This window comes from Streptomyces sp. NPDC126497 (assembly GCF_040302425.1).
Lineage (GTDB): Bacteria > Actinomycetota > Actinomycetes > Streptomycetales > Streptomycetaceae > Streptomyces.
The window spans coordinates 150,011-161,131 of the sequence record NZ_JBEORT010000003.1; the positions used below are offsets into that span (position 1 = coordinate 150,011).

Genomic DNA, 11,121 nt, shown 5'->3' on the forward strand with positions numbered 1-11,121 from the left:
GCACAACCGCCGGGTGGTGACCCGAGGAGCCACCTTGGCTGCTGAGCTGCACGTCGCGCTGGTCGCGGCCGACCGAGAGGTCTGGTCCGGCGAGGCCACCCTGGTCGTCGCGCGCACCACGTCCGGCGACATCGGCGTCATGCCCGGTCACCAGCCGCTGCTCGGTGTGCTGGAGTCGGGCCCGGTGACCATTCGCACGCGTGAGGGCGGGACGGTCGTCGCCGCGGTGCACGGCGGTTTCATCTCGTTCGCGGACGACAAGCTGTCGCTGCTGGCCGAGATCGCCGAGCTGTCGGACGAGATCGACGTCCAGCGCGCGGAGCAGGAGCTCGCCCGTGCGAAGGCGGAGGACGACGCGGAGGCCGAGCGCCGCGCGGACGTCCGTCTGCGGACGGCGACGGCAGGGCGCTGACACCGACGCGGTGGGATGACGTCACTCAGCCGCGGCCGGCACCGGAGCGATCCGGAGCCGGTCGCGGCTGAGGCAGATCTGGATGATTTTTCCGTTCCGTTACCTAGGAGACGAGGAGGTCGGTGTCGATGGTCCTCGCTCTGACTGTGTGCGGAATCGTGGTGGCCCTCCTGGTGGTGGGGCTCTTCGTCTTCGGCTTGCGCCGCCGCCTCATCCAGCGGTCCGGCGGGACGTTCGACTGCAGCCTGCGCTGGGACGCGCCCGAGTCGGGCGGCGACTCCGGAGGCAAGGGCTGGGCGTACGGGGTGGCACGGTACAACGGTGACCGGGTCGAATGGTTCCGGGTGTTCTCCTACGCCCTCCGCCCGCGCCGCGTCCTGGAGCGTTCCTCGATCGAGGTGGCCGGCCGCCGCTTCCCCGAGGGCGAGGAGGAGCTGGCGCTGCTGTCGGACTCGGTGATCCTCGCCTGTCTGCACCGGGGCACGCGGCTGGAGCTCGCGATGAGCGAGGACGCGCTGACCGGTTTCCTCGCGTGGCTCGAGGCGGCCCCGCCCGGACAGCGGGTGAACGTCGCGTAGAGCGGCGTCCGGGTCCCCGCCGGGCGGGGGTGCCCCCCGGTCGCGGAGCCGCGGGGGAGGGCGGAGGTGGCGCAACGCCGTCCGCCTTCCCCGGGCGGAGCCCGGACAGCGGGGGAAGGTGACGTGACGACGTCCGCCCTCCCCCGGACGAGGCCCGGGGGAGGGCGGACGCGGCGTGGTGGTGCCCGAGGGTTACTTCAGGCCGTTGCTGATCGCGCTGACCAGCTCACCGTTGGCGGTGTCACCGCTGAACTCCCAGAAGAAGGCTCCGCCCAGACCCTGGTTCTTGGCCCAGGCCATCTTCGTGTTGATGGTGGCCGGGGTGTCGTACGACCACCAGTTGGTGCCGCAGTGGGCGTAGGCCGTGCCCGCGAAGGTGCCGGTGGCCGGACACGAGTTCTTGAGGATCTTGTAGTCCTCGATGCCCGCCTCGTAGGTGCCGGCCGCCGGGCCGGTGGCGGTGCCGCCGGGGGCGGACTGGGTGACGCCGGTCCAGCCGCGGCCGTAGAAGCCGATGCCGAGCAGCAGCTTGCTCGCCGGGACGCCCTTCGCCTTGAGCTTGGCGATCGCGGCGGCCGAGTTGAAGCCCTCCTTCGGGATGCCGGCGAACGAGGTCAGCGGCGAGTGGGGGTTGGTCGGGCCGGCCTTGTCCCAGGCACCGAAGTAGTCGTAGGTCATCACGTTGTACCAGTCGAGGTACTGGGCGGCGCCGCCGTAGTCGGCAGCGTCGATCTTGCCGCCCTCCGAGCCGTCCGCGGTGATGGCGGCAGTGATCAGGTAGTCCTTGCCGAACTCGGCGCGCAGGGCCTGCGAGAGGTTCTTGAACGCCGCCGGGCCGCTGGTGTCACAGGTGAGACCGCAGGCGTTCGGGTACTCCCAGTCGATGTCGATGCCGTCGAAGACGTCGGCCCAGCGCGGGTCCTCCACGACCTGCTTGCAGGACTTGGCGAACGCGGCCGCGTTGGCCGCCGCCTGGCCGAAGCCGCCGGAGTAGGTCCAGCCGCCGAAGGAGTACAGCACCTTGATGTGCGGGTACTTCGCCTTCAGCTGGCGCAGCTGGTTGAAGTTGCCGCGCAGCGGCTGGTCCCAGGTGTCGGCCTGGCCGCTGACCGACTGGTCGGCGGTGTAGGCCTTGTCGTAGGCGGCGTAGGTGTCGTCGACGGTGCACTGACCGTTCTTGACGTTGCCGAACGCGTAGTTGATGTGGGTGATCTTGGACGCGGAGCCCGAGGTCACCAGGTTCTTGACGTGGTAGTTGCGGCCGTAGACGCCCCACTCGGTGAAGTAGCCGAGGTTGACCTTCTCGCCGCCCGGCTGGCCGCCGCCGTCGTCGCCGGTGGTGCGGACCTTCACCGCGCCGCTCACCGGACCGGTCTGGTCGGCGGTGTCACGGGCCTGCACGGTGTACGAGTAGTCCGTGCCCTTGGTGAGACCGGTGTTCGTGTACGAGGTGCCCGTCACGGTGGCGACCTTGGCGCCGTCGCGCAGCACGTCGTAGTTCTTGATTCCCTTGTCGTCGGTCGCCGCCGACCAGGACAGCTTCACCGAGGTGTCGGTGATGTCCGAGGCGGTCGGGGTGCCGGGGGCGGAGGGGGCCGCGTCGCCGGGGACCTCCGGGCCGCCGTCGCAGCTGCCGCCGTTGAGCTTGCAGCCGGCAGGGGCGCCGGTGCCGCTGCCGTTGAAGCCGAAGGAGACCGACGCCCCGGGGGCGAGGGTGCCGTTCCAGCCGAGGTTCTTGGCGGTCCAGTGGTCACCGGAGTTGGTGACCGTGGCGTCCCAGGCGGAGGTGACCTTGGTGCCGGAGGGGAAGTCCCACTCGACGGTCCAGGAGCTGAGGGCGGTGGTGCCGGTGTTCTTCACCGTCCACCTGCCCTCGAAGCCGGAGCCCCAGTCCTGGGTCTTGGCGTAGGTGGCGGTCGCCGAGGTGGCGGCCTGGGCGGGAGTGGCGAGGCCGACGAGGCCGGCGACGGGGAGCAGCAGGGTCGCGAACCCCGCGGCGGCTCTGTGTCTGAAGCGCATGCTGCGCCTCCTTATGGGGGAGAAGCCGTTGGGGGCGTGACTGAGCCATCACGCCCGCAGTGCCGCGAGAATAGAAAGGTCTGGACCACGGGTCAATAGGTCTGGACCACTGTCCCGGAACTTGTGCCGGTCCCCGTCAGAGCCCCAACTCCTGAGCGAGCACCGCCGCTTGCACCCGGCTGCGCAGCTCCAGCTTGCCCAGCAGACGGCTGACGTGCGTCTTCACCGTCGCCTCCGCCATGTCGAGGCGGGCCGCGATGTCGGCGTTGGACAACCCCTCGCCCAGACAGGACAGCACCTCGCGCTCGCGCCGGGTGAGGGCGTCGAGGACCGCCGGATCGGCCGTCGCCCGGCGGGCGGGCTTCGCGGCGAACTCCGCGATCAGCCGCCGGGTGACGGCCGGGGCGACGACGCCCTCCCCGCGCGCCACCGTGCGCACCGAGGCGATGAGGTCCTTAGCGTCCGTGTTCTTCAGCAGGAACCCGGCCGCCCCGGCCCGCAGCGCCCCGAACACGTACTCGTCGAGGTCGAAGGTGGTCAGCACCAGCACGTCGGCGAGCCCCTCCGCGACCACCCGCCGGGTCGCCGACACCCCGTCCAGGCGCGGCATCTGCACGTCCATCAGCACCAGGTCGGGGCGGAGTTCACGGGCGAGGGCCACCGCCCGCTCGCCGTCCTCCGCCTCGCCGACCACCTCGATGTCGGGCGCGCTGCGCAGGATCAGCACCAGTCCGGCGCGGACGGCGGACTGGTCCTCGGCGACCAGGACCCGGATCATTCCAGCTCTCCTCGGGTGGTGTCGGTGACGGGAAGACAGGCGCGTACGGCCCACAGCGTGCCGTCCGGACCGCTCTCCGGGCCGGCCTCGAAGGTGCCGTCCAGCAGGGCCGCCCGCTCCCGCATGCCGATCAGCCCGGCCCCGGACCCCGGTGCGCGCGGGGTGTCCCGGCCGCCGTAGGGGCTGGTCACCCGGATGTCGAGGCCGTCGTCGAGGCGGCGCAGCCGCACGGCCACCGTTCCCGGCGCGGCGTGCTTCAGGGCGTTCGTCAGCGACTCCTGCACGATCCTGTAGGCGGCGAGCTCGACCGGTGCGGGCAGGGAGTCGTGGGTGGCGTCGAGGACGACGTCCAGTCCGTTGGCGCGGGCGCCCTCGACCAGTGCGCCGAGGCCGTCGAGGGTGGGGGTCGCGGCGGGTTCCCGGTCGCCGGCCCCGTCGCGCAGGATGCCGATGAGCCGTCGCATCTCGGACAGCCCCTGGACGCTGTTCTCCCGGATCACGGCGAGCGCCTCGCGGGAGGTCCTCTCGTCCTCCAGGGAGAGCGCGGCCGTGGAGTGGATGGCGATGGCGGAGAGGTGGTTGGCGACCATGTCGTGCAGCTCCCGTGCCATCCGGGAGCGTTCCGCGGTCACCGCCTGGACGCGGTCCACCTCCGACAGCAGCGCGGTCTGTTCGGCGCGCAGCCGGGCGGCCTCGGCGGCGTCGCGGTGGTTGCGCACGATCAGGCCGGTGGCGGCGGGCCCGAAGGCGACCAAGCCGATGAGCACGCCGATGAGCAGCGCTTCGGGCTCGCGCCAGACGGCGAACGGCACCACGGTCCCGGCCACCGAGAGCAGCCCGGTGATCCGCGGGATGCGGTGGGCCGAGGCGGGCGGCCCGTACAGGACGGCCGCGTACATCAGGTCGGTGTACATCAGGATCGTGACCAGGTTGCCCTGGGTGACGAGGTCCAGCACGAGCGCGGGTGTGCCGATCAGCAGGGCGGTGCGGGGGGCGCTGCGGCGCAGCAGCTCACAGGCCGCCATGACGACGAGCGGCAGCAGAAGGGGCCAGCGCCCGGGCAGGAGCACGTACGGCTCCGTGTGCGGACGGGTGGCCAGGCCGACGCCCCACAGGAGCAGCCCGCCGAGCAGACCGCCCAGTGCGACGTGGACGTCGAAGCGGCGGGGGCGGGGCGGTCGTACGGCCATGGCACCATCCAACACGGTGCGCGCACCCGGCGCCTGATCCCCGCGGACGGTCCTGGACTGCATCCTTCGATGTACTCCGGGTTCGTCGGCGGCGACGACGAAACGGGCCGGTCCGCACGGGAGCCTGAAAGGGTGACCGAAGGGAGCGAACCGTGATCGTCGCCTTGATCGCCGCCTGTGAGATCGGCTTCTGGGTGCTGCTGGCCGCCGGACTGGCCTGCCGCTATCTGCTGAGGAAGCCCCGGGCCGGCCTCGCGCTGCTGCTGTGCGAGCCGCTGCTGGAGGTCGTCCTGCTGGTCGCCACCGCGCTGGACCTGAGGAACGGCGCCGAGCCGAACTGGACCCACGGCCTGGCCGCGCTCTACATCGGCTACACCGTGGGCCACGGCCACCGCACCGTGAAGTGGCTCGACGGGCACGCCGCCCACCGGCTGGGCGGCGCGCCCAGGCCACCGGGCCCGCCGCGCTACGGCATGGCCCGCGCCCGGCACGAGGCCAAGGTGTGGCTGGGCACCCTGACGGCCGCCGTCGTGGCGACGGTGCTGCTCCAGCTCGCCATCTGGTACGTCGACGACCCGAGCCGCACCACCTCCCTGGAGGCATGGCGCTCCACGGCCTGGCGGGCGGCCGGCATCCACGGCCTGGTGGCCCTGGCCTACTGGATCTGGCCGAAGAAGGCCCCGGCGGGCGGGTCCCCGGCCGGGCCGGACCCGAGCAAGGAGCGTGTCGGCCGATGACGCGGGCGTTCAGGAATCTTCTCGCGGGGTCCGCCACGCTGGTGGCGGGCCTGGGGCTGTGGCTGTTCGCCGGGGGCGTGGACCTGCCGGTGGTCGACCCCGTCAAGACCGGCGTGGTGCTGATGTGCGTCGGCGGCGCCGAGGTCCTGCTGGGCCTGTACCGGGCCGCGCGCCGGTAGGGCTCAGCGCTCCCCGCCGGGCACCCACAGGACGTCCCCGGTCTCCTTGTTGGCGATGCGGGCCAGGATGAACAGCAGGTCGGAGAGGCGGTTGAGGTAGGTGGCGGTGAGGGGGTTCATGGTCTCCCCGTGGACCTCCAGCGCCGCCCAGGTGGAGCGCTCGGCCCGGCGCACGACCGTGCAGGCCTGGTGGAGCAGGGCCGCCCCCGCGCTGCCGCCGGGCAGGATGAAGGAGCGGAGCTTCTCCAGCTCCCCGTTGAAGCGGTCGCAGTCCGCCTCCAGCCGGTCGACGTAGAACTGTTCGACCCGCAGCGGCGGGTACGCGGGGTTCTCCACCACCGGCGTCGACAGGTCGGCGCCGACGTCGAACAGGTCGTTCTGGACGCGGGTGAGGACCTCGACGACCTCCTCCTCCAGACCGCCCAGCGCGATCGCGGTGCCGATCACCGCGTTCGCCTCGTTGCTGTCGGCGTAGGCGGAGATCCGCAGATCGGTCTTGGCGACCCGGCTCATGTCACCGAGGTTCGTGGTGCCCTTGTCGCCGGTTCGGGTGTAGATACGCGTCAGGTTGACCATGGGGCCAGCCTAGGGGGTGCCGTTCCGGACCAGGCAGGCTCCGGTGAGCGGTGCCGGGGCCCGCGATCCCGGCAGGATCCGGACGACACCCTCTGGTCACGCTCCGGCCGTCCGGAACACGCGTGTGCCCACCGTCACGGCGAGGACCGCGAGGCCGACGGCGACGACGGCGCCGTAGAGCATGTGGGCCGTCGCGTAGGCGCCGACGTAGGCGTCCCGCATCGCGTCCACCAGATAGCGGAACGGCATCAGGTGGGACAGCACGTCCAGCCAGGCGGGCCCCAGGGTCATCGGCAGCATGAGGCCCGACAGCAGCATCGACGGCATCGTCAGGGCGTTGATCGTCGGCCCGAACGTCTGCGGGGTGTCCATCCTCATGGCGAGCGCGTAGGACAGCGCGGCCAGGGACACGGTCAGCAGGGCGACGAAGGCGAAGCCGATCAGCACGCCGGCCAGCGGTGCCCGCAGCCCCATCAGCAGCGCCGCCAGCACCAGCAGCACCGCCTGGAAGACGAACAGCGTGGCGTCCCGCAGGACCCGGCCCAGCAGCAGGGCGAGGCGGCTGACCGGCGTGACCCGCATCCGCTCGACCACCCCCTGCCCCTTCTCGATGATGATGGTGAAACCGGCGAACGAGGCGCCGAACAGGCCGAGTTGCAACAGCAGGCCCGGCACCAGCAGTTGCCAGGAGCTGCCCTGCCCGCCGAGCGGCAGACCGGTCAGCAGCGGGCCGAAGAACAGCAGGTACAGCAGCGGCATCAGCACGCCGAAGAGCAGCGCGAAGCGGGAGCGCAGGGACTGGCGCAGATAGCGCCCGTAGATGAGCGCGGTGTCGTGGAGCAGCACGGGTGTCGGTGTCCTATACGGCTACGGGGGCGGCGTCGGCCGGGGCGGCGCCGCGGCCGGTGATGGCGAGGAAGGTGTCCTGGAGCGAGGCGTCGATCGAGCCGCCGTACTCCAGCTTCAGGGCGCCCGGCGTGCCCTCGGCGACGACCGCGCCCCGGTCGACGACCACCAGCCGGTCCGCGAGCGCGTCCGCCTCGTCGAGGTAGTGGGTGGTCAGGAACACGGTGGTGCCGTGTTCGTCGCGCAGCCGCCGCACCAGGTCCCACAGGCCGGCGCGACTGCCGGGGTCGAGACCGGTCGTCGGCTCGTCCAGGAACAGCACCGCGGGGCGGTGGGTGAGCGCCATCGCGATGTCCAGGCGGCGCCGCTGGCCGCCGGAGAGCGCGGCGCACTTGCGGTCCAGCAGCCCGGTGAGGTCCAGGTCGCGGGCCAGCTCCTCGGCGCGCTCGGTGGCCCGCGCCGTGCCGAGCCGGTACAGACGGCCCTGGGTGACCAGCTCCTCCCGCACCGTGATCTGCGGATCGACCCCGCCGGACTGCGCCACGTAGCCGCAGGCCCGCCGGACCCCGGCGGGGTCGGTCGCCAGGTCGTGGCCGGCCACGGTGGCCGCGCCGCCGGTGGGGGCGAGCAGGGTCGTGAGCATCCGCAGGGTGGTGGTCTTCCCGGCCCCGTTGGGACCCAGGAAACCGAGGATCTCCCCCTCGCGGACGGTGAGGTCGACACCGCGCACGGCCTCCACCGGGCCGCGCTTGGTCTGGAAGGTACGGGCCAGTCCGGCCGTACGGATGATTGCCATGACCCCAGAAAAACAGAGTGACTCAAATTTTGCAACGACTCCAAAATTTCAGGAAGCCCAATGATCATCGGGCCGACCTACGATGAGGGGCATGGCAGAGGGGCTCAGGGAGCGGAAGAAGCGCGAGACCAGGCAGCGGATCTCGGACATCGCCACCGGACTGTTCCTGGAGCACGGCTTCGTGACCGTGACGATGGCGGAGGTGGCGGAGGCCGCCGACGTCTCCGTGAACACGGTCTACAACTACTTCCCCGCCAAGGAGGACCTCTTCTTCGACCGCTCCGAGGGCGTCGTCGACCAGCTCGCCCGCTGGGTCCGGGGCCGGGACGCCGGGGAGTCGGCCGCCCACGCCGTACTGCGCGAACTGCGCGCCGACATCGAGGCGGTGTCACCCCGGATGGGCCTGATGGAGGGCTACGACCGCTTCATGCGCGTCATCCACGACTCCCCGCCGCTGCGCTCCCGGCTGTGGAGCCTGCAGCAGGAGATCCAGGACAACCTCGAGGCGGCGCTCCGCGAGGAGACGGGCGCCGCCCCCGACGACCCGCTGCCGGGCCTGGTGGCCGGTCAGATCTGCTGGATCCACAGCACCGTGTTCGTCACGATCGGCCGGGAGATGATGAAGGGCCGCGCACCGGCCGAGGTGTCGCGCGAGGTGCTCGGACTCGTCGACGACGTCGAGGAGCTGCTGAGCGACAAGGTGCTCGGTTACGCGGTGCGCGGCTGAGCCGGGCTACGCCGGAGGGGTCGCGTGCAGGACGCACAGGAGGCCCCGCACGCGGGTGCCGTCGGGCGCCTCCCACGCGCCCGCGACATGACCCGCCGCTCCCGGACCGGGAAGCGGTGAGTCGTCCGGAGCGGGCCGCAGGGTGCGCAGGACCCGCAGGGTGGTGCCGTCCGGCGCGGACAGCTCGGTGTGCTCCGGGGTGTCCTCGACGGAGGTGAACTCCGCCGGCACCGGGGTCTCGCCCGCGCAGGCGCGGGTGACCTCCTCGTCCGGGGTGTCGCTGACGCTCTGGGCCTGGGCCCGCACGCGGCCCTCGACCAGCGCCGCCAACTCGGCGACGGCCACCGGGTCGTGGCAGCCGTCGTAGACCCAGCGCTTCCCGAGGACGCCGTGCTCGGTGGTGCCGACCAGGGCGTGCTCCGCCCCGTCGAGCGGGGCGCCCCGGTAGGTGAGCGGCACCAGGTAGGTGGTGGGGGCGGGGCCGGAGGCGTCGGTGACGATCATGAATTCGATGCCCACCTCCCCCTCCGGGTCGTCGAGCCGGAAACCGCCGGCCCGGGTCAACCGCGGTTCCTGCCCGCCCGAGTGGTACCAGGGGCGCGAAGGCAGCCAGGAGGTCAGCAGTTCCAGCTTCGTCGGCTTGAGGGTGGTGCGGTGGATCACGGCCATGCGGGGGTTCTCCTCCGGTCGAACGGTCACCGGCACTCCTACCCCGGTGTCCGCCGCGGTCCGCAACCCGGGGGTCGCGCAGGGCGGGTGGAGGGTGCGGGGCGCCCGGCGCCGCACCGCGGGGAGGGCGGCCGGGCCCGCCACGGGGGACGTGACGGGAGTCTCACTCCGTGAGACGTGAAACGCGTTACTAAGTCAGTCACAGGGACCCTGACGCCCGCTAGTGTCCGCCCGGAGAGAACAACGACAGCGCGTATCAGGGGAGTCGCACAGTGGCACGCAAGCTCGCCGTCATCGGAGCCGGCCTCATGGGATCGGGCATCGCCCAGGTCTCCGCCCAGGCGGGCTGGGACGTCGTCCTGCGGGACGTCACCGACGAGGCGCTCACCCGCGGCACCGACGGGATCAAGGCGTCGTACGACAAGTTCGTGGGCAAGGGCAGGATGGAGGCGCACGACGCCGACGCCGCCCTCGCCCGGATCACCGCGACCACCGATCTGGACGCCTGTGCGGACGCGGACCTCGTGGTCGAGGCCGTGTTCGAGAAGCTCGAGGTCAAGCACGAGATCTTCCGCGCCCTCGACAAGATCGTGCGCGAGGACGCCGTGCTCGCCTCCAACACCTCCGCCATCCCGATCACCAAGATCGCGGCCGTGACGGAGCGCCCGGAGCGGGTCGTCGGCACCCACTTCTTCTCGCCGGTGCCGATGATGCAGCTGTGCGAACTGGTCCGCGGCTACAAGACGAGCGACGAAACCCTCGCCAGGGCGCGGGAGTTCGCCGAGTCGGTCGGCAAGACCTGCGTCGTCGTCAACCGCGACGTCGCCGGCTTCGTCACCACCCGCCTCATCTGCGCCCTGGTCGTCGAGGCCGCCAAGCTGTACGAGTCGGGCGTGGCGAGCGCCGAGGACATCGACCTGGCCTGCAAGCTGGGATTCGGCCACGCCATGGGACCGCTGGCCACCGCCGACCTCACCGGTGTGGACATCCTGCTGCACGCCACGAGCAACATCTACACCGAGTCCCAGGACGAGAAGTTCGCCGCTCCCGAGCTGATGCGCCGGATGGTTGACGCCGGTGACATCGGCCGCAAGAGCGGGCAGGGCTTCTACGAGCACTGACGCCGTGCACCCGCCCCGGCGCGCATCACACGCCGGGGTGAATTCGGTATCGGTTCGCTCACAGGCAGCAACCTCGGCCGCCGCCGCGCAGTCAGAGGTTGCGCCGTCGGCCATCAGGAAACGCGGAGCACGAGACGCACCACGGGGAGCGCATATGTACATCAGGGGCGACCACGCCGAGCTGGTCGTCGGGGGCCGCCTCGACGTCCGCAGCGCGGCGGACGCCCGTACGGTCCTGCACTCGGCCGTCGACGACGGAGTCGGCGACCTGGTGCTGGACCTGTCCGACCTGGACTCCTGGGACGCCACCGGACTCGGCGTGATCATGGGAGCCCACCGACGGGCCGGCCGCTGCGGCCGGCGCCTGGTGCTGCGGGACGTACCGCCGCAGATGCAGCGCCTGTTGGTGGCCACCCGGCTGCACCGCATCCTGGCGATCGAGGGGGGCATCGGGGTGGACACACTGCCCCGCGTATGAGGCCGTAGGGGGCGG

Annotated in this window: 14 protein-coding genes; 7 read left to right on the forward strand and 7 right to left on the reverse strand. The window is 71.7% G+C overall.

Annotated elements, in window-relative coordinates; genetic code table 11:
• Window positions 1-34 precede the first annotated feature (34 nt).
• Window positions 35-412, forward strand: a complete 378-nt coding sequence (locus ABTY20_RS03130; protein ID WP_351995273.1) for a F0F1 ATP synthase subunit epsilon — start codon at window positions 35-37, stop codon at window positions 410-412.
• 128 nt (window positions 413-540) lie between these two features.
• Complete coding sequence (locus tag ABTY20_RS03135; protein WP_351995274.1) at window positions 541-990, forward strand: DUF2550 domain-containing protein; 450 nt, start codon at window positions 541-543, stop codon at window positions 988-990.
• Between the two features lie 192 nt (window positions 991-1,182).
• Here the strand turns inward: ABTY20_RS03135 and ABTY20_RS03140 are convergent, their stop codons facing one another.
• From ABTY20_RS03140 to ABTY20_RS03150, 3 genes are all read right to left on the reverse strand, one after another.
• Window positions 1,183-3,009: a glycosyl hydrolase family 18 protein gene (locus ABTY20_RS03140; RefSeq protein ID WP_351995275.1), complete on the reverse strand. Its 1,827-nt coding sequence runs from the start codon at window positions 3,007-3,009 to the stop codon at window positions 1,183-1,185.
• A gap of 136 nt (window positions 3,010-3,145) precedes the next feature.
• A complete protein-coding gene (locus ABTY20_RS03145) occupies window positions 3,146-3,787 on the reverse strand; it encodes a response regulator (protein WP_351995276.1) in 642 nt (213 codons plus the stop codon).
• The gene (locus ABTY20_RS03150) at window positions 3,784-4,977 is read right to left on the reverse strand and encodes a sensor histidine kinase (RefSeq protein WP_351995277.1); all 1,194 of its coding nucleotides are present in this window, start codon (window positions 4,975-4,977) and stop codon (window positions 3,784-3,786) included. Before ABTY20_RS03150 ends, ABTY20_RS03145 begins: the two co-directional genes overlap by 4 nt.
• Before the next feature lie 152 nt (window positions 4,978-5,129).
• On the opposite strand from ABTY20_RS03150, the gene ABTY20_RS03155 reads away from it, so the two are divergent.
• Complete coding sequence (locus ABTY20_RS03155; protein WP_351995278.1) at window positions 5,130-5,714, forward strand: hypothetical protein; 585 nt, start codon at window positions 5,130-5,132, stop codon at window positions 5,712-5,714.
• Entirely contained in the window at window positions 5,711-5,893 is a 183-nt protein-coding gene (locus ABTY20_RS03160; protein ID WP_351995279.1) for a DUF5708 family protein, read from the forward strand. The genes ABTY20_RS03155 and ABTY20_RS03160 overlap by 4 nt, the downstream gene beginning before the upstream one ends.
• A 3-nt stretch (window positions 5,894-5,896) precedes the next feature.
• On the opposite strand, the gene ABTY20_RS03165 is transcribed toward ABTY20_RS03160, so the two are convergent.
• The 3 genes from ABTY20_RS03165 to ABTY20_RS03175 form a co-directional block, all read right to left on the reverse strand.
• Entirely contained in the window at window positions 5,897-6,469 is a 573-nt protein-coding gene (locus ABTY20_RS03165) for a cob(I)yrinic acid a,c-diamide adenosyltransferase (protein WP_351995280.1), read from the reverse strand.
• 96 nt (window positions 6,470-6,565) lie between these two features.
• On the reverse strand, window positions 6,566-7,315 hold the full coding sequence (locus tag ABTY20_RS03170; protein WP_351995281.1) for an ABC transporter permease: 750 nt from the start codon (window positions 7,313-7,315) through the stop codon (window positions 6,566-6,568).
• Window positions 7,316-7,328: 13 nt separating this feature from the next.
• On the reverse strand, window positions 7,329-8,111 hold the full coding sequence (locus ABTY20_RS03175) for an ABC transporter ATP-binding protein (protein WP_351995282.1): 783 nt from the start codon (window positions 8,109-8,111) through the stop codon (window positions 7,329-7,331).
• Between the two features lie 91 nt (window positions 8,112-8,202).
• Between ABTY20_RS03175 and ABTY20_RS03180 the strand changes: the two genes are divergently transcribed.
• Window positions 8,203-8,838: a TetR/AcrR family transcriptional regulator gene (locus ABTY20_RS03180; protein WP_351995283.1), complete on the forward strand. Its 636-nt coding sequence runs from the start codon at window positions 8,203-8,205 to the stop codon at window positions 8,836-8,838.
• Window positions 8,839-8,844: 6 nt separating this feature from the next.
• On the opposite strand, the gene ABTY20_RS03185 is transcribed toward ABTY20_RS03180, so the two are convergent.
• On the reverse strand, window positions 8,845-9,507 hold the full coding sequence (locus ABTY20_RS03185; RefSeq protein WP_351995349.1) for a maltokinase N-terminal cap-like domain-containing protein: 663 nt from the start codon (window positions 9,505-9,507) through the stop codon (window positions 8,845-8,847).
• A 272-nt stretch (window positions 9,508-9,779) separates the two neighbouring features.
• Between ABTY20_RS03185 and ABTY20_RS03190 the strand changes: the two genes are divergently transcribed.
• Both ABTY20_RS03190 and ABTY20_RS03195 read left to right on the forward strand, forming a co-directional pair.
• Window positions 9,780-10,628, forward strand: a complete 849-nt coding sequence (locus tag ABTY20_RS03190) for a 3-hydroxyacyl-CoA dehydrogenase family protein (protein WP_351995284.1) — start codon at window positions 9,780-9,782, stop codon at window positions 10,626-10,628.
• Between the two features lie 154 nt (window positions 10,629-10,782).
• Window positions 10,783-11,106 carry an STAS domain-containing protein gene (locus ABTY20_RS03195; protein ID WP_351995285.1) on the forward strand — a complete coding sequence of 108 codons (324 nt, stop codon included), beginning with the start codon at window positions 10,783-10,785 and terminating at the stop codon, window positions 11,104-11,106.
• The last annotated feature ends 15 nt before the right edge of the window (window positions 11,107-11,121 follow it).